This is a genomic window from Paraburkholderia sediminicola, assembly GCF_046027355.1.
GTDB lineage: Bacteria > Pseudomonadota > Gammaproteobacteria > Burkholderiales > Burkholderiaceae > Paraburkholderia > Paraburkholderia sediminicola_B.
On sequence record NZ_JAQQEK010000043.1, the window covers coordinates 1 to 17230 of the forward strand.

The 17230-nt window shown below is 61.6% G+C and carries 15 protein-coding genes; 8 read left to right on the forward strand and 7 right to left on the reverse strand.

The genetic code is table 11. The features are described from left to right. Nucleotides 1-104: 104 nt before the first annotated feature. The 6 genes from PQR42_RS40135 to PQR42_RS40160 form a co-directional block, all read right to left on the reverse strand. Nucleotides 105-482 (reverse strand): hypothetical protein, encoded by a 378-nt coding sequence (locus tag PQR42_RS40135; RefSeq protein WP_408495273.1) that lies wholly within the window; start codon nucleotides 480-482, stop codon nucleotides 105-107. Nucleotides 483-502: 20 nt separating this feature from the next. Beyond that, entirely contained in the window at nucleotides 503-829 is a 327-nt protein-coding gene (locus PQR42_RS40140) for a hypothetical protein (protein WP_408495275.1), read from the reverse strand. Further along, nucleotides 826-1854, reverse strand: coding sequence for a D-2-hydroxyacid dehydrogenase family protein (locus PQR42_RS40145; protein WP_408495277.1), 1029 nt, complete (start codon nucleotides 1852-1854; stop codon nucleotides 826-828). The genes PQR42_RS40140 and PQR42_RS40145 overlap by 4 nt, the downstream gene beginning before the upstream one ends. A gap of 54 nt (nucleotides 1855-1908) precedes the next feature. After that, nucleotides 1909-2508, reverse strand: a complete 600-nt coding sequence (locus PQR42_RS40150) for a glutathione S-transferase N-terminal domain-containing protein (RefSeq protein WP_408495279.1) — start codon at nucleotides 2506-2508, stop codon at nucleotides 1909-1911. Between the two features lie 7 nt (nucleotides 2509-2515). Next, nucleotides 2516-4168: an MFS transporter gene (locus tag PQR42_RS40155; RefSeq protein WP_408495281.1), complete on the reverse strand. Its 1653-nt coding sequence runs from the start codon at nucleotides 4166-4168 to the stop codon at nucleotides 2516-2518. Between the two features lie 142 nt (nucleotides 4169-4310). Next, nucleotides 4311-5249 (reverse strand): LysR family transcriptional regulator, encoded by a 939-nt coding sequence (locus PQR42_RS40160; RefSeq protein ID WP_408495283.1) that lies wholly within the window; start codon nucleotides 5247-5249, stop codon nucleotides 4311-4313. A 144-nt stretch (nucleotides 5250-5393) separates the two neighbouring features. Between PQR42_RS40160 and PQR42_RS40165 the strand changes: the two genes are divergently transcribed. The 8 genes from PQR42_RS40165 (at nucleotide 5394) to PQR42_RS40200 (ending at nucleotide 14935) form a co-directional block, all read left to right on the forward strand. After that, a complete protein-coding gene (locus PQR42_RS40165; protein ID WP_408495285.1) occupies nucleotides 5394-7073 on the forward strand; it encodes a thiamine pyrophosphate-dependent enzyme in 1680 nt (559 codons plus the stop codon). A gap of 41 nt (nucleotides 7074-7114) precedes the next feature. Beyond that, nucleotides 7115-8572, forward strand: coding sequence for an NAD-dependent succinate-semialdehyde dehydrogenase (locus tag PQR42_RS40170; RefSeq protein WP_408495287.1), 1458 nt, complete (start codon nucleotides 7115-7117; stop codon nucleotides 8570-8572). Nucleotides 8573-8638: 66 nt separating this feature from the next. After that, nucleotides 8639-9976 carry an MFS transporter gene (locus tag PQR42_RS40175; protein WP_408495289.1) on the forward strand — a complete coding sequence of 446 codons (1338 nt, stop codon included), beginning with the start codon at nucleotides 8639-8641 and terminating at the stop codon, nucleotides 9974-9976. A 113-nt stretch (nucleotides 9977-10089) separates the two neighbouring features. Beyond that, nucleotides 10090-10917 (forward strand): HTD2 family dehydratase, encoded by an 828-nt coding sequence (locus PQR42_RS40180; protein ID WP_408495291.1) that lies wholly within the window; start codon nucleotides 10090-10092, stop codon nucleotides 10915-10917. A 24-nt stretch (nucleotides 10918-10941) separates the two neighbouring features. Continuing rightward, entirely contained in the window at nucleotides 10942-12102 is a 1161-nt protein-coding gene (locus PQR42_RS40185) for an acyl-CoA dehydrogenase family protein (protein ID WP_408495293.1), read from the forward strand. Nucleotides 12103-12114: 12 nt separating this feature from the next. Then, nucleotides 12115-13293, forward strand: a complete 1179-nt coding sequence (locus PQR42_RS40190; protein WP_408495295.1) for a CaiB/BaiF CoA transferase family protein — start codon at nucleotides 12115-12117, stop codon at nucleotides 13291-13293. A 60-nt stretch (nucleotides 13294-13353) separates the two neighbouring features. Beyond that, nucleotides 13354-14181, forward strand: a complete 828-nt coding sequence (locus PQR42_RS40195; protein ID WP_408495297.1) for an HpcH/HpaI aldolase/citrate lyase family protein — start codon at nucleotides 13354-13356, stop codon at nucleotides 14179-14181. A gap of 28 nt (nucleotides 14182-14209) precedes the next feature. After that, entirely contained in the window at nucleotides 14210-14935 is a 726-nt protein-coding gene (locus PQR42_RS40200; protein ID WP_408495299.1) for a hypothetical protein, read from the forward strand. A 796-nt stretch (nucleotides 14936-15731) separates the two neighbouring features. Here PQR42_RS40200 and PQR42_RS40205 read toward each other — a convergent pair. Beyond that, nucleotides 15732-17174 carry an aldehyde dehydrogenase family protein gene (locus PQR42_RS40205; protein ID WP_408495301.1) on the reverse strand — a complete coding sequence of 481 codons (1443 nt, stop codon included), beginning with the start codon at nucleotides 17172-17174 and terminating at the stop codon, nucleotides 15732-15734. Nucleotides 17175-17230: the final 56 nt, after the last annotated feature.

Genomic DNA, 17230 nt, shown 5'->3' on the forward strand with positions numbered 1-17230 from the left:
GTAGGAATCCGAAATTTATCGGCAGCCAAAATCAATAACGCAGCGACCTCTTCGGCAAGTGCTCCACCTGAATCGCAATCTGCCAAGGTTTGCCGATACGTCGATTACGGGATCGGGGAATGGTCCGTTCCCATCAAAAACCCCCTCAGCTGCCGCTCCGCTTCGAATACTTCGTGAAGAGGAGCCCTTCCGAGCTGGGCGTCATACAGCGTCAGCAGCGCTTCAAAGTCGCTGATTAACTCAGACGCGAGCCGCCACTCCCCCGTCTCGTGAGCGTGCGCCAGGGTGTTCTCGACCGCATATTCGGCGGTCTTGAACTGCTCCACCAGTTGGTTGCCATAACCAGCACGCTGCAGATACCAGCTCAGGTACACCGCGCGCATAAGTTCATTGACCAGATGGCTGTTGCCATGTCCGTCGCGGCATGCGACCAGCGCGAGATGACAGGACAGCGACCGTTCACTGGCGGAGGCCCGATTCATCGGCAATAGAAGTGCTTTCGTCAGCGGCCTGCGGGCTCGGCCGGGGGATCTGTTTCGCCTGGAAGACATTTTTTCGACATTGCGACGCCGGGAAGCGATTGATTATAGCGAAGCCTCATCAGAGATACGGCCGCGACGACAACCAAGGGCCGAGTTCGGACCCTATGCGGCCAGCCGAGGCGCGGCGGCAAATGCCCGCTGAACATCCGGATTCGGCCGTTCACGATGCGCTGCGTCGCTTGTTCGTTGGTCAGGAAGAAAGCCGGTTCGCCGGCTTCGATCCGTGATGCGATTGGGTTGTCGCTGCGAAACACGGCCAGCCGGGCGTCTTGTACAGCGTCCGTCAAGGCGTGATTCCATCAAGGCGCTCCGGCGCAGTTCGCTCACCGGCGGCCAGATGAGTTAGCAGGTTTCTGAACGCCGAGCCGAACAGGATTTCATAGCTGTTCTTCTCGACGTATCCGAGGTGCGGCGAACACAGACAGTTCTCCAGGTGCCGGAGCGGATCGTCTTGCAGCAGCGGTTCGGTGTCGTAGACGTCCAGGGCCGCCATGCCCGGACGACCCTGCCCGAGCGCGCGCACGAGCGCCCCTGGCGCTACCACGCCCGCACGGCTCGTATTTACGAAGAGACTGGTCGGCTTCATTCGGGACAGGTCTTCGTACGTGACTGCGGCAAGCGTCGAATCGCTTTGCCGCAGATTCACCGACAGAACATCGGACTGTTCGAACAGCGCTTCGCGCGAAGACGCGCTCTGGAATCCGTCCGCGAGCGCAGCGGCGCGCGATCGGTCGCTGCCCCAGACCTGAATCTTCATGCCGAAAGCAGCGCCGTAGCGCCCGAGGATCCTGCCGATCCGGCCATAGCCCCAGATGCCCAGCGTGTCGCCATGCAGTGAAACACCAATGCCGAACCCGCGTGGAAACGCAGGATCTTCGAGGCCGCTGTATTGCCAGCGGCCCTGGTCCATGTATCGTAGGTACTGCGGCAGCCGTCGACGAGCCGCGAGAACCAGTGCCCACGTCAGTTCGGCAGCCGAGACGCCGTCACTCTCGCCCTCGATGATCGCAATGCGGCGCTCCGTGCATGCGGCGATATCGATATGTGCGGTGCTGTCGCGTGCTACCCGTCCCGTCTGCACAATGACACGCAGCCGTGGCAGACGCTCGATGACCTCGCGGGTCAGGCGGGTCCGCTCGCGGATCAGCACGGCGATGTCGGCGCCCGCGAGGCGCGCAACGAGCTCATCGCCGGAGTCCGCCCATTCGCGGTGAACAACGATGTCGGCTTGCGGCAGCCGTTCGCGCAGCAACGCAAATGCGTGGAGATGGCGTACGAGGTCCTGGAAGTCATCGAGTACGACTATTTTCATGGCGGTGTCTGTGGCAGTCATGGCCTGAACCAGAAGAGGATGATGTAGCGACGCTCACGCGGTCGACCGGGTCGCAACCATGCTCTCGCGCGCCGACACATCGTCGAGCCACGCGGCAAGCGAGGGCTGCGCCGCGCGCCACGGGATGCCCGGAAAACGGAAATCGAGGTAAGCCAAAGCGCAGGCAATCGATATGGCGCCAATGCCGAAGCCCGAAGGCGACGCTTCGTGCGCCAGCGTCGTCACGCCCCGTTCGATCACTGCGCGCCAGCGACGCAACCAGTGCGTCGACTGCATTGCTTCAGGCCGCCTGAGTTCGAGGACGGACGCAACCGCCGCGTCCATCAACCCGTCTCCGAGCGCCTGGGCGCGCAGCGCAGCGATCCGCGCTGGGCCGTCTGGCGGAACGAGCCGCGGGCTGCCGCCAAGCATGTCCAGGTATTCGCAGATCAGCGGACTGTCGAAGAGCGTCGTATCACGCGTGCGCAGCGCCGGCACCTTGCCGAGCGGATTGGCGGCCAACAATTCGGGCGCATCGTCATGCGGACTCAACGCCGTCTCCTGCAGGACATCCAGCAGTCCGCGCTCTCGGGCAAGAACGCGTATCTTCCTCGCGAACGGCGAACCAGGGCTGTAGAAAAGCTGCATCGTCATCGTGTGCTCATCCATCGATGTCGACGCCCCTCGTTTCGCGGATGAACAGCGCCGCGACGATGAACGTAAACCCGGCAATCACGCTGGGATACCACAGCCCGCTATAGATATTCCCGCTCGATGCGATCAGCGCGAACGACACCGTAGGCTGCAGGCCGCCGAACCAGCCAGTCGCAATGTGATAGGGCAGCGACAGTGACGTATAGCGAATGCGAGCAGGAAACATTTCTACCAGCATCGCGCCGAGCACCGAATAGCTCATGGCCGCGTAGATCATCAGCAGGATCAGAAGGGTCATCACGCCAGGAATGTTCATCTGCTCTGGCGCGGCCTTCAGCGGATAACCCGCCGATTTGAGTGCAGCACCAAGCGCGGACTTCAGCGCCACTTCCTTCGCTTTCGCGTCGGCAGGCGCCAGCCCCTTGGCGTCGTACGACTCGATACGTTGCGAGCCGATGACGATCACCGCATTGCTGCCCGCGGACGCACTCTGCGTCGAGTAATTCGCCGAAGCCTGTGCAAGTGCGAGCTTGGCGATATCGCAGGAGCTGGTAAATTTCTTGGTGCCGGTCGGATTCATCTGGAACGAACACGTATCGGAATCGACGAGCACCGAAACGGGCGCCGTGGCTTGCGCCGCGGCAAGCGCCGGGTTGGCAAAGTGAGTGAGACCGCGGTAGATCGGGTAGAACGTCAACGCGGGCAACAATAAACCGACGAGCAGGATTGGCTTGCGTCCGATCCGGTCCGACAGCCAGCCAAAGAACAGGAAGAACGGACAACCGACCGCAAGCGCGACGATCACCATCAGATTGGCCGTGCCGATGTCGACCTTCAGCGTCTGCGTCAGGAAGAACAGCGGAAAGAACTGGCCGGTGAAATACACGACCGTCTGGCCGGCACACAATCCGAAGAGCGCAAGCAGGACGGCACGCAGGTTTTCCCAGCGGCCGAACGCCTCCTTGAGCGGCGCTTTCGACGAGCGGCCTTGCGCCTTCATCTGTTCAAATACCGGCGACTCACTCATCGAGAGCCGGATATAGAGCGAAATGCCGAGCAGGATCACTGATACGAGAAACGGAATGCGCCAGCCCCAGACGTCGAACTCCGGGCCACTCAGCTTGATGCTCGCCATCACGACCAGCAGCGACAGCACCATGCCCGCAGTGCCGGTGGTCTGAATCCACGCCGTGAAATAGCCGCGCCGCTCCTTCGGTGCGTGTTCAGCGACGTAGGTCGCCGCCCCGCCGTATTCGCCGCCGATGGCGAGACCTTGCACCATGCGCAGCACGATCAGCAGCACCGGAGCGAGCACACCCACCTGCTCGTAAGTCGGCAGCACGCCCGTCAGGAATGTGGCGGCGCCCATCACAACGATCGTCAGCAGGAACGTGTGCTTGCGCCCGACGATATCGCCGAGCCGGCCGAACAGCATCGCACCGAGCGGCCGCACGATGAACCCCGCCGCAAAGCCTAGCAGCGCGAAGATGAAGCCATACGTGGGACTGACGCCTGCAAAGAAGCGCTTCGCGATGACTGCCGCGACACTGCCATAGATGAAGAAGTCGTACCACTCGAACACGGTCCCCAGCGAGGACCCGAAAACGACTTTGCGCTCCTCCGCCGATAACGAGGGCCGACTCGTCGTGATAGTTGCCATATTGCTGTCTCCTGTTTTTTTGATATGTCTTCGTGCGAGCGTATTCTTTCGCCCGCACCGGACAAACAGCAATGGCTTAGGTGTTATAGCAGATGTGCCAAAATGGCATCGCCCAGCAAGCGAACCGGAAATGAGCTTGCGTTTATGTCTCCAGCGCGACGAGCCCGAATCCGTCCGCCTTGTCCGCGACGAGTTCCGTGACGAGGGTCTTGATTTCCTGCTCGACGAGGCGAATGCCGCGCGTGATTGGACGCCGGACCGCTGTCGCGAGCATCAGTTTCGTCTGCAGATCCGGCGCGGCGATACGGTGCGCGACCAGCGTACCCGCCGCCAGTTCTTTGAGCACCGCCGGTTTGGCCAGCACCGTGCACGCCAACCCGGAGACCACGATCTGCTTGAGCAGTTCGAGTGTGTCGACCTCGTATTCCACGTTCAGCCCGATGCCCGCGTCGCTCGCCGCGTATTCGAGGGTGCGCCGCAGTCCGTGATTGCGGGTGGGCAACACGAGTGGCACCTCGCTGAGCGCAGACAGCGTCGCCTCGGTGGGCAGATCGAAAGCCGTATCGGCGCTCGGCATAATGAAGAACAGTTCGGCCGCCGCGAGCGGATCGACCGCGACGGTCGACGAGCGCCGTGCATCGTGAAGGACCGCCATATCGAGCCGCCCGTCAACGAGCCATTCGTGCACATAGCCGCTGTACCCGGACACGACGTTTACGCGTAATTGCGGATATTTGTCGCGTGTTGCGGTGATGAGCTTGAGGCCGAACAAGTTACATACCGTCGGCGTCAGCCCCACCGTGACAAGGCCGCATGGAGAGTCGCGCTCTGACTGAAGGTCAGCGGGAATCGCCGCGAGCTGGCGCACGAGCGGGCGCGCCCGCTGGAGCAGCGTTTCGCCCTCCGGTGTCAGCGACACGCCCCGCCCGTGGCGATAAAAAAGACGTACGCCGCACTCCTCTTCGAGCTTCTGGATTTGCCGCCCCAACGCGGGTTGCGCGATGCCCAGTACCGTCGCCGCTTTCGAAAAACTGTCGAACGCCGCCACCTGCATCAGCAGTTCGAGCCGCCGTAGATCCACCTTTCCTCCGCTGCCAGAACGGCATAGCTGATATGCCAGCTATCTAATTGATATCGATCCGGGATCATACAACAATGCCCCCCATAGCTAGCTCACCGGCGCCCTGCAGTTGCGCCGGCCGCACAAAACCCTCGACTCCACGTCATGAAGCACAACGAACTGACTACCTCTTCACACGCACTTCTGTCCGTTTTTGCCGCCAACGGCATTGACCGGATCTTTCTGGTACCTGGCGAAAGCTATCTCGGCATTCTCGACGCGCTAGGCGATTTCCCGGAGATCGACGCCGTCACGTGCCGGCATGAAGGAGGCGCGGGCTTTATGGCATGCGCGGATGGGCGTCTGACGCGGCGTCCGGGTGTCGTCATGGTGAGCCGCGGACCCGGCGCGACGAATGCGTCGATTGCCGTGCACACGGCCCAGCAAGACGCCATTCCGCTGATCCTGGTGGTTGGGCAGATTCCGAAAGCCGATCTGCGCAAGGAAGCGTTCCAGGAAATCGATTATCAGAAGATGTACGGATCGATCGTGAAGTGGGTCGTCGAAGTGACCGAACCGGAGCAACTCGCCACGGCGGCATTCAAGGCCATCCGGATCGCGACCAGTGGTACGCCGGGTCCGGTGGTGCTCGTGATTCCCGAAGACATCCAGCAACAGGCCGTCGAACCTCAGGTATGGCAGGCGGCGCCGCTCGCGTCGACCGTGCCGCAGCCCGGGACCGTCGACCGGATCGCGGAGCTCCTCGATAATGCGGAACGACCGTTGATTATCGCAGGCGGCGCGCTCGGCGCGCCGGGTGGCCGCGAAGCGCTGCTGCGCCTCGCGGAGAAATATCACGTGCCGGTTGCTGTGTCGTTCCGGCAGCAGGATCTCTTTCCGAACCAGCATCCGCTCTATGCCGGCGACCTCGGCCTCGCCAACCCGCAGGACCAGATCAACCTGTTCGAGACGAGCGACCTGATCTTCGCGCTCGGGACGCGCATGGGCGATATCACGACGCAAGGCTATCGCTTCCCGCGCCTGCCGCGTCCGACGCAAATCTTCGTGCATTGCTACCCGGACGAGCATATCGTCGGGCTGCATTTCGCAGCGGATATCGGAGCCGTGTGCGACCCGGCGGCGCTCGCCGATGCGCTGGTTGCAGCCTCAGGATCGCGTGCTTCCTCCCCCCAGCGAACCGAGTGGTCACGCAGCGTGCGCGCCATCGCAGCGCGCATCGCGAAGTGGCCCGAGCAGAACGCTGACGATGGCGTGCCGTTCGTCGACGTCGTGCGCTCACTCGCAACGCTGGCGCCGGCGGACGCTGCGCTCTGTCTCGACGCGGGTACGTTCGCCGCGCCCGTCTACCGGCATTTCCCGTTTCGCTACCCGCAACGGCTGATGGCGCCGCTCTCCGGCGCGATGGGTTACGGCACGCCGGCGGCAATCGCGACACAGTTGCGCAACCCTCGCCAGAAGACCATCTGCCTTGTCGGCGATGGAGGTTTTCTGATGACAGGCAACGAAATGATCGCGGCCGTCGAGCGTGACTTGCCGATCCTTTTCATCGTGTCGAACAATAACTGCTACGGCTCGATCCGCATCCACCAGGAGCGCGCCTATCCGGGAAGGCATGTCGGCACCACACTCTCCAACCCCGATTTCATCCAGATCGCACGCGCGTTCGGCGTCACGGCCGAGCGCATTTCGGCTGCGCATGAAATCGATGCAGCGATCGCACGCGGCCTCACCGCGCAGGGGCCGTACTTCATCGAGGTGACGACAAGCCTCGCGACCGTCCTTCCCGCTGCGCCGGCTCAAGCCGCTGGCCGCTCAGGAGATTGAGGCATGCGTCCAGACATCCTCAACCGCAAAAGGAACCCGATATGTTGAAACTTCAACGAGCGGACCTCTTTCGCGAGGCCGCTTACGTCGGCGGCGAATGGTCCACAGGAAATGGTCACACGTGGGTCCCGGTACACAATCCGGCGACGGGCGCGCAGCTCGGCCGTGTGCCGTCGCTCACGCGCGCGAATGTCCAGGAAGCGATCGCCTCGGCAAATGCCGCGTTTGCGCAATACCGGCAATGGACCGGCAAGGCGCGCGGCGCTGTGCTGCTCAAATGGGCGGCGCTGATGCTCGAACACAAGAACGATCTCGCGCAGATCATGACCGCCGAGCAGGGCAAGCCGCTTCGCGAGGCCCAAGGAGAAATCGACTATGCCGTGTCGTTTCTCGAGTGGTTCGGTGAAGAAGCGAAGCGCGTCTATGGCGATACGATCCCGGCGCCGCGCGGCAATCAGCGCATCACGGTGATTCGCCAGCCGGTAGGCGTATGCGCGGCGATCACACCATGGAATTTTCCTTCGGGCATGGTCACGCGCAAGGTCGCGCCCGCGCTCGCAGCGGGCTGCACAGTCGTGCTCAAGCCGGCTCCGCAAACGCCCTTCTCCGCGCTCGCGCTGTGCGTGCTGGCCGAAGAAGCCGGCCTGCCTAAAGGCGCATTGTCGGTTGTCACCGGCGATGCCGTGGAAATCGGCGCAGCCCTGACCGAAAGCGAAACGGTGCGCAAGCTGTCGTTCACCGGCTCGACCGCGGTGGGCAAGAAACTGATGGCCGCCTGCGCCGGCACGGTCAAGAAAGTGTCGCTGGAACTGGGCGGCAACGCGCCCTTCATCGTCTTCGACGACGCGAATCTCGACCAGGCCGTGCAAGGCGCGATCGCGTCCAAGTTCCGCAACGCCGGGCAGACCTGTGTGTGCGCCAACCGCTTTCTCGTACAGGCAGGCATTCATGACGCCTTCGTCGAACGGCTCACGCAGGCGGTGCGCGAAATGCGCATGGGACACGGCACCGAAGACGGCGTGACGCTCGGTCCGCTCATCGACGATGCCGCGCTTCGCAAGGTCGAACGCCTTGTTGCCGACGCGCGCTCGAAAGGCGCGAGCGTCAATGCCGGCGGCGAACGCCACCCGGCTGGCCGGTCGTTCTATGCGCCGACTGTCCTGACCGACGTGACGGACACGATGTCGATCACGCAGGAGGAGATTTTTGGCCCGGTGATCGCAGTCACCCGGTTCACCGAAGAAGCTGAAGCGGTCACCCTCGCGAATGCAACGCGCTATGGGCTTGCCGCTTATTTCTACACGTCGGATCTGAACCGCAGCCTCCGCGTAACCGAAGCGCTCGACTTCGGCATCGTCGGCGTCAACGAGGGTGCGATCTCGACGGAAGTCGCCCCTTTTGGCGGCGTAAAAGAATCGGGCTTTGGCAAGGAAGGATCGCGCTACGGGATCGACGAATACTCGGAAAGAAAGTACGTCTGCGTCGGCAATGTCGCCTGAGACGCGATAGATGACGCACGACCCATCACGCAAAACGCGCTGGTTGTTACACAGGAGACAGGCAACATGGACGTAAGCAGCACCGACACCGCAGCAAGACCCGCGGTACCGGCTAGACCCGCAGTATCCACCCTGACGTTCCCGCAACGCATCAAGTCGATTTTCAGCGGCTCGGTCGGCAATCTGCTCGAGTGGTACGACTGGTACGCCTATTCCGCGTTTTCCCTCTACTTCGCGAAGTCGTTCTTCCCGAGCGGCAGTGGCACCGAACAGCTGCTGAATACCGCTGCCATCTTCGCGGTCGGCTTTCTGATGCGGCCGATCGGTGGCTGGCTGTTCGGCCTTTACGCGGACAAGCGCGGCAGAAAGGCCGCCCTCCTGCTGTCGGTGTGCATGATGTGCGGCGGCTCGCTGATCATCGCAGTGTGTCCCACGCATGCGAGCATCGGCATCGCCGCGCCCGTGCTGCTGGTGTTCGCGCGCCTGTTGCAGGGCCTGAGCCTCGGCGGCGAATACGGCACGTCTGCCGCTTACCTCGCGGAAATGGCCACGCCGAAGCATCGCGGCTTCTATGCGAGCTTCCAGTACGTGACGCTGATCATGGGCCAGTTGCTCGCGATCGCGTTGCTCGTGCTGTTGCAACGGGTGCTTCTGAGTTCTGCCGAACTCGAGGCGTGGGGCTGGCGGATCCCGTTCGTCATCGGTGCGATCATTTCGGTCGTCGTGTTGTATCTGCGTTCGGCGATGACTGAAAGTGTGGCCTTCACGCAGCGCAGCCGGACGAAACCGGGCAGCTATCTGAAGGCCTTGGCGGGCCATCCGCGTGCTGTCGCCGTGGTGATCGGTCTGACGATGGGCGGTACGGTCGCGTTCTACACGTACGCCACCTATATGCAGCGATTCCTCGTGAATAGCGTCGGTTTGTCGAGGGACGAGGCGACGCTCATCTCGGCCGCCAGCAATTTCATTTTCATGCTGCTTCATCCCCTCGTCGGCGCATTGTCGGACCGCATCGGACGGCGTCCGATTCTGCTCGCATTCGGCGTCCTGGGCACGCTTTTCACCGTGCCGATGATGACCGCTATCCAGTCGACGCATAGCGGCTGGACGGCATCCTGGATCGTAATGGCCGCGCTGGTCATCGTGAGCGGCTATACGTCGATCAACGCGATCGTCAAGGCGGAGATGTTCCCTGTCGAGATTCGCGCACTCGGCGTAGGTTTTCCGTATGCAATCGCCGTCTCGGTGTTCGGCGGCACGACCGAATACCTCGCGCTCTGGCTCAAGAACGCAGGACACGAAAGCTGGTTCTACTGGTACGTGACAGGGTGCATTTTCTGTTCGCTGCTGGTTTATGGATTCATGCGGGAAACCCGCAATCAGTCGATGCTGGATCGCGACTGATTGCCGGCTTACATTATCGATGATCGGGTTAGCGACCCACGACACCCATCGCGATTGAGGAGCAATACGTGGATCTGTCTCATCTTCAGCAATGGCGCGGGCGGGAGTCTACCGTGTCCGAACCCATCGATGCCCGCCTGGCCGTCGCGCTCGGCGCAACGCTCGACCGCGCCGATCCGGTGCCTGCACCCGGCGACACGTTGCCGCCGTTGTGGCACTGGGCTTATTTCAATCCGATGCAACGTCAATCCGAACTCGGCACGGATGGCCATCCCGCACGCGGCGGCTTCCTGCCACCCGTGCCGCTGCCGCGCCGCATGTGGGCAGGCGGGCGTCTGCGGTTTGTGCAGCCGCTGCGCGTGGGCGCAGAGGTTTCGCGCACGTCAAGAATCGCCGACGTGTGCGAGAAACCGGGCCGTTCGGGCCACCTGGTCTTTGTCGAAGTGACGCACGAACTGCGCGATGCGTCGGGTCTGCTGATGGTCGAGGAGCAGGACATCGTCTACCGCGACGCCCCGGCCGCAGATGCACCGAAGCCATCGCCGACGGCCGCGCGCCGCGACGAATCATGGCGGCGCGCCGTTCATCCTGACGAGACGATGCTGTTCCGCTATTCAGCCGTCACCTTTAACGGACACCGCATCCACTACGACCATCAGTATGTGACCCGCGAGGAAGGCTATCCGGGTCTGGTCGTGCACGGCCCGCTGATTGCCACGCTGCTTGCCGATCTGTTGCGTGGCGAGATGCCGTCCGCAACGCTGCATGAATTCGAATTCCGGGCACAACGGCCGACGTTCGTCGGTCACTCATTCGAGGTGTGTGGCAAGCCTGCTGACGACGGCGAAACCATCCACCTTTGGGCACGCGATCACGAAGGCTGGCTAACGATGCAGGCCACCGCGCGCGTCTCGCATGAAACACCTGTCAATACCCGCTAGAACGCCAGAACCATGGATAACACGATGTACAACCCAGACGATCACTACCAGGAAATCCGCGAAGCCGTACGTGATCTTTGCAGCCAGTTTTCCGGCGAATACTTTCGCAAGATCGACGAAGCACGGGGCTACCCGGCCGAATTCGTCGACGCGCTGACACAGGCTGGCTGGCTTGCCGCGCTGATTCCGCAGGAGTACGGCGGCTCAGGACTCTCGCTCACCGAGGCTTCCGTGATCATGGAAGAAATCAACCGCTCAGGCGGCAATTCGGGTGCCTGCCACGGCCAGATGTACAACATGGGCACGTTGCTACGGCACGGCTCGGAAGCGCAAAAGCAGAAGTACCTGCCGAAAATCGCCAGCGGTGAACTACGGCTGCAGTCGATGGCCGTGACCGAGCCGACCACCGGCACCGACACGACGAAGATCAAGACGGTCGCCGAGCGTAAAGGCGATCGCTACGTGGTGAACGGACAAAAGGTGTGGATCTCGCGCATCCAGCACTCGGACCTGATGATTCTGCTCGCGCGCACGACACCCATCGACCAGTGCAAACGAAAGTCCGAAGGGATGTCGATTTTCGTGGTCGATCTTCGCGAAGCGATCGGCAACGGTCTGACGGTTCAGCCGATCATGAACATGGTCAATCACGAGACCAACGAACTGTTCTTCGACAACCTGGAAATTCCCGTGGAAAACCTCATCGGCGAAGAGGGTCAGGGATTCAAATACATTCTGGACGGCCTGAACGCCGAACGCGCACTGATTGCGGCTGAATGCGTCGGCGACGGCTACTGGTTCATCGACAAGGTATCGCGTTACGTGAAGGAACGCGTGGTGTTCGGCCGCCCGATCGGTCGGAACCAGGGCGTGCAGTTTCCGATTGCACGCGCCTACGTGAACGTCGAAGCGGCAAGCCTGATGCGCTTCCAGGCCACTGCACTCTTCGACGCCCACAAGCCGTGCGGCGCCCAGGCGAACATGGCGAAGCTGCTTGCGGCCGATGCGTCGTGGGAAGCGGCCAACGCGTGCCTGCAGTTTCACGGCGGCTTCGGCTTCGCGTGCGAATACGACGTGGAACGCAAGTTCCGCGAGACCCGCCTTTATCAGGTCGCACCGATCTCGACCAATCTGATCCTGTCGTACGTGGCCGAGCACGTGCTCGGCCTGCCGCGTTCCTTCTGAGCGGAGATGAAGATGCGTCCACTCGATGGAATCAAGGTCATCACGCTCGAACATGCGATCGCCGCGCCGTTTTGCACGCGGCAACTCGCCGACCTCGGCGCGCGAGTCATCAAGGTGGAGCGTCCGCTCACCGGCGACTTCGCGCGCGGATACGACGGGCGCGTATCGGGGCTCGCGTCGCACTTCGTGTGGACCAACCGCTCGAAGGAGAGCATCACACTCGACGTCAAGCAGCCGGCGGCGCGTGAGATCCTGATGGCGTTGCTGGCCGATGCGGACATTCTCGTGCAGAACCTGGCTCCCGGCGCAGCGGCGCGCCTCGGTCTGTCTTACGAAACGTTGCATGCGGATCATCCACGCCTGATCGTCTGCGACATTTCCGGTTACGGAGACGACGGCCCGTATCGCGACAAGAAAGCCTACGACCTGCTTATCCAGAGCGAAGCTGGCTTTCTTTCCGTGACGGGAGGCCCTGACGCTCCAGCGAAAGCGGGCTGTTCGATTGCCGACATCTCGGCCGGCATGTACGCCTATACGAATATCCTCGCCGCGCTCATGCAACGCGAACGCACGGGCGCCGGCACGAGAATCGAGGTGTCGATGCTGGAGAGCATGGTCGAGTGGATGGGTTATCCGCTCTACTACGCGATCAACGATCAGCCGCCGCCGCCCCGCGCCGCAGCCGCGCATGCGACGATCTTTCCGTATGGACCGTTTCGCGCGGGCGACGGCAAAACCGTCATGCTCGGGCTCCAGAACGAGCGCGAGTGGAAGACATTCTGCGAACACATTCTGCTGCAGCCTGAACTGGTGAACGATGTGCGCTTCGACGCAAATCCGCGGCGCGTCGAGCATCGCGACGCGCTAACCCGCATCGTCACCGAAGCATTCTCTTCGCTGACGGCGATGCAGGTCATCGAGCGTCTCGAACAGACGGGCATCGCAAGCGCGCAGATGAACGAGATGAAGGATGTGTGGAATCATCCTCAACTGGCTGCCCGCGAACGCTGGACCGAAGTGGCGACGCCGGCCGGCCCGATCCCGGCGCTGTTGCCGCCGGGCACACCGGGTGCCTGGCAGCCGAGAATGGACGGCGTGCCGGCGCTCGGTGAGCACACCGCGTCGATTCTCGATGAACTTGGCTATACCCCGGCAGACATCGAGCGTATGCGCGCGGATGAGGTGATTTAGAAGAACCACCGCGCCTTCACGGCATCCTCGATCCCACGCGACCGCACAACCGACGATCAGATGACTCTCCCGCTTCCCCGTTCATATCTGTTTGTTCCTGGCAATCGCCCCGAGCGCTTTCAGAAAGCGTGCAGCAGCGGCGCCGATGCAGTGATCATCGACCTCGAAGACGCGGTGCCACCGGCAGATAAAGTGGCGGCCCGTGCCCACGTGCAGGACTGGCTCGCCCGGGGCGGTGCCGCTTATGTGCGCGTCAACGCGCCGGACACAGAATGGTTCATAGACGATGTCCGGGAGATCGCACTCATTGCGACCGTGCGAGGCATCGTCTTGCCGAAGGCGGAACGCCCCGAGCAGATCGACCACGTCTCCCAGTTCGCTCATCGCAGCGCAGAGTGCCTGCCGATTCTGGAGAGCGCGCAAGGCTTTGTCAACATCCGGTCGTTGTGCGAGACGCCGCGCGTGAGTCGGCTGCTTTTCGGGTCGCTCGATCTGCAGGCCGATCTGCGCATCGGCGCCGATGACGAGGCGCTTCACTATTTTCGCTCGATGATCGTGCTGCATTCCCGCGCGGCCAGGCTTGTACCGCCCGTCGATGGTGTCACGACGAGCTTCAAAGACGTCGCTCAAATACGTCACGACACAGAGCACGCGAAGCGCTTCGGCTTTCGCGCGAAACTGTGCATCCATCCGAAGCAGATCGCACTCGTTCACGATGTGTTCGCCCCGAGCGCAGCCGAGCTTGAATGGGCCAGACGGGTCATCGCGGGCATCGATGCAAGCGCGGGCGGCGCGGTGGCGATCGACGGCAAGATGGTCGATGCACCGGTAATCCTTAAAGCGCGCGAAATCCTTGCCAGCGATCATGCCCACGCCAGGCATGAGTGATTGGACCCGATGATCCGCCTGATCCAAGATGCTCGTTTCGCTTTGCCTTTCCAGGCCGATGCGCCTCCGCCGGCTGATCCTGCCTTTTGATCTTGCCTCGCGTCTCGAGCGCGGCAGGCAGCTGTTCGAAGTCGGAGGTCACGCGAAACGCGCCGAAAACGATGGCACGGTCCGTATCGCCGCATGGACGCGCTTCGACTACACTGTTGCGCCGGACGAGTGCGGGAGCGTATCTTCTTTCTGGAGCATCGACGTCAGCCTCATGCCCTTCGCTGACGCGGACCTCCGCCGACGCACGCGGCATGACGTCCCGCGAACGCTCGCGCAACAGATGTTCTGCAAACCCGGCCATGCGTGGAACGCTGAAGAGGTTGCAAGGCAGCTAGGCTGTACGGAACGGAAGCTTCGTTCGCTTCTCTTCGCACAAAATGAAAGTTTCACGAGCATCTTGCGCAGGCAACGCCTGATGTGCATTTTGCTGAAAATGTTCGATGAAGGTGCGCTTACGGAACATGCCTGTCGGGTTGGGGGCGTGCGCGACGTCAAGCAACTGGGCCGGGAATTCGCATTGGAATTCGACGGCGAACTGAACCACGTGCTCGAAGCCCTGGCGGTGCGCTCGATCACGGCTGCGCATCCGCGACGTGACAATGGCGTTATCAGGGCTGGGCTTAAAGCGAAGCGGTGGCCGACGGACCTTTCGTTCGAAAACCCCTGGCAGAACGGTAACGCCACGCCGCATATCGACCCTTGACTTAGGGTCATGCCGATTTGCGCAGCCCTGCAGAGCGCGCTTCCCACGGCGAGCGGGTGCCGGATATTTGCTTCGGTCGCGGCGTCGCTGGGCCGGACGACCGACGTGCTCATGCTAAACGGCCAACCGGCGTCGCGGGGACGCCCAAAAATCAAGCTGCTTCGTGACGTACAACTGCTCGAACCGATTGGCCGACAGATAGGTCTGCGAAGAGCATATGCAGCCATCTGCGAAACCGGCGCCCCCGCCGCTCCTAAGTCAGCAGAGAACGACCACTATCAACCGCATTCCGCCGTTCGGCGCCGGTTCGTCAATGGCCCTAATTGGCCGGGGACAACCTGATGCAATCCGCATACGCAGCCCGAACCTCGCGATGCGGCGATCGGCGGCACGCGACCCGCATCTGCCGTTCAACAGCCGCTGTCTTCGCCGTCCCTTCTTGGGTCACTACGGTCATACGTTCACATGCATGTTTAGTTGAGAGGAACCGCGCCAATTTAGTCTCCACTGACATACACGTGTCCAACGTTAGCGTTGTCGACGACGAGGCCAATGGTCTTGTCAATGCGGGTGCCCACACCGAGCGCATCGATCGACACGCTTCAGATCCGGGCGTCGAAAGACTGGTCACGCCGCTCCGACTGTTGTGACCTGTCTTCCAAGTGCTGCGGAAGACCGAGGCTATTCATTTTCGACACCGCAATACTCGCCAATGATCCGAACGTTTCAACTTTGAGGATCCCCGGCTGTTCGGATTAACTAGTGCACCTCAAACAACGGGGCGAGCGAACCTAGGTCACACGATACCCGCCGCGATGTAAGCGGTCTTCACCGTCGTGAAGAACTCTTGCGCATAGCTGCCCTGTTCTCTCGCTCCGTAGCTGGACTTTTTGCGACCGCCGAACGGCACATGGTAGTCGACCCCGGCCGTTGGCGTGTTGATCATCACCATGCCGGCCTCGACGTTTCGCTTGAAATGGCTTGCGTACTTGAGCGACGTCGTGCAAATTCCTGCGGACAATCCAAAGCGCGTATCGTTCGCTACGGCAAGCGCCTCGTCATAATCATTGACCTGAATGACCGACGCAACCGGGCCGAACACCTCTTCCTGATTGATCGTCATGGATGGGTGCGTACCGCTCACCAATGCAGGCGCGAGAAAAAATCCTTCCGTGTCGGCATCTACACGAGCACCGCCGAACACGCTTCCGCCTTCACGCTTTGCGAGTCGAATATAACGTTCGTCCTGCGCAAGCTGCCTCGCATCGACGACCGGCCCTATTTGCGTCTGCGAATCCAGCGGGTTGCCTACCTTCAGCACTTTCATGCGTGCATGCATTGCTTCGACGAACGAGTCATGAATGCCGCGACCGACGATCAGACGACTCGATGCAGTGCAACGCTGTCCAGTCGAATAGAAAGATCCGTTGATGCAGGCATCGACCGCGACGTCCATATCGGCGTCGTCGAGCACGACCATCGGATTCTTTCCCCCCATTTCAAGCTGTACCTTTTTCCCGCTCGACACGCATTTCTCGGCGACAGCTTGACCCGTCGCCGCCGAGCCCGTAAAGCTGATTGCATCGATGTTGGGAGACCGCACGAGCGCTTCTCCCACGGCCGCACCTGGTCCCATCAACAGGTTGACGACACCGGGCGGCGCCCCGGCGTCAGACAGGATTTTTACGAGCGACCATGCACATCCCGGCACCAGTTCTGCCGGCTTGATCACGACACAATTCCCATATGCAAGAGCCGGTGCAATCTTCCAGGCCGGTATTGCGATCGGGAAGTTCCACGGCGTGATGAGACCAACTACTCCTATCGGTTCCCGAGTGACCTCGACCGTCAGACCTGATCTGATCGATGGAAGTAGTTCGCCATTGGTTCGCAACGCTTCTCCAGCGAAGAACTTGAAGATCTGTCCCGCTCGCTGCACTTCGGCGGCAGCTTCCGAAAGCGTTTTGCCCTCTTCTCGCGATAGCAGCGTCGCCAGCTCCGCCTTCCGAGACAGGATGATCGAAGCCGTCTGATCTAATAAGTCAAAGCGTTCCTGTGGACCACTCTTTGACCATGATCGAAAGGCCTCACGTGCCGCAGCGGCTGCGATCTCGGTCTGCAGCACATTGGCGTCGGCGTATTCACCGATTACATCGTTGCTATCCGACGGACTCACATTGGGTCGCCAGTGTTCGCCGGCTACCCATTCACCGTTGATCAGGTTTCTATACTGATTCATTTAACTTCGCCAAATGAAAGAAAGTCTTTCCGTGTGCCGGAAATTTTATGGAACGG

What these genes read in the sequence shown, in the direction of transcription:
- PQR42_RS40135 (WP_408495273.1), bottom strand. Translation starts at nt 482, where the DNA reads ATGAATCGGGCCTCCGCCAGTGAACGGTCGCTGTCCTGTCATCTCGCG.
- PQR42_RS40145 (WP_408495277.1), bottom strand. Translation starts at nt 1,854, where the DNA reads ATGAAAATAGTCGTACTCGATGACTTCCAGGACCTCGTACGCCATCTC.
- PQR42_RS40150 (WP_408495279.1), bottom strand. Translation starts at nt 2,508, where the DNA reads ATGACGATGCAGCTTTTCTACAGCCCTGGTTCGCCGTTCGCGAGGAAG.
- PQR42_RS40155 (WP_408495281.1), bottom strand. Translation starts at nt 4,168, where the DNA reads ATGGCAACTATCACGACGAGTCGGCCCTCGTTATCGGCGGAGGAGCGC.
- PQR42_RS40165 (WP_408495285.1), top strand. Translation starts at nt 5,394, where the DNA reads ATGAAGCACAACGAACTGACTACCTCTTCACACGCACTTCTGTCCGTT.
- PQR42_RS40170 (WP_408495287.1), top strand. Translation starts at nt 7,115, where the DNA reads ATGTTGAAACTTCAACGAGCGGACCTCTTTCGCGAGGCCGCTTACGTC.
- PQR42_RS40175 (WP_408495289.1), top strand. Translation starts at nt 8,639, where the DNA reads ATGGACGTAAGCAGCACCGACACCGCAGCAAGACCCGCGGTACCGGCT.
- PQR42_RS40185 (WP_408495293.1), top strand. Translation starts at nt 10,942, where the DNA reads ATGTACAACCCAGACGATCACTACCAGGAAATCCGCGAAGCCGTACGT.
- PQR42_RS40190 (WP_408495295.1), top strand. Translation starts at nt 12,115, where the DNA reads ATGCGTCCACTCGATGGAATCAAGGTCATCACGCTCGAACATGCGATC.
- PQR42_RS40195 (WP_408495297.1), top strand. Translation starts at nt 13,354, where the DNA reads ATGACTCTCCCGCTTCCCCGTTCATATCTGTTTGTTCCTGGCAATCGC.
- PQR42_RS40200 (WP_408495299.1), top strand. Translation starts at nt 14,210, where the DNA reads ATGCTCGTTTCGCTTTGCCTTTCCAGGCCGATGCGCCTCCGCCGGCTG.
- PQR42_RS40205 (WP_408495301.1), bottom strand. Translation starts at nt 17,174, where the DNA reads ATGAATCAGTATAGAAACCTGATCAACGGTGAATGGGTAGCCGGCGAA.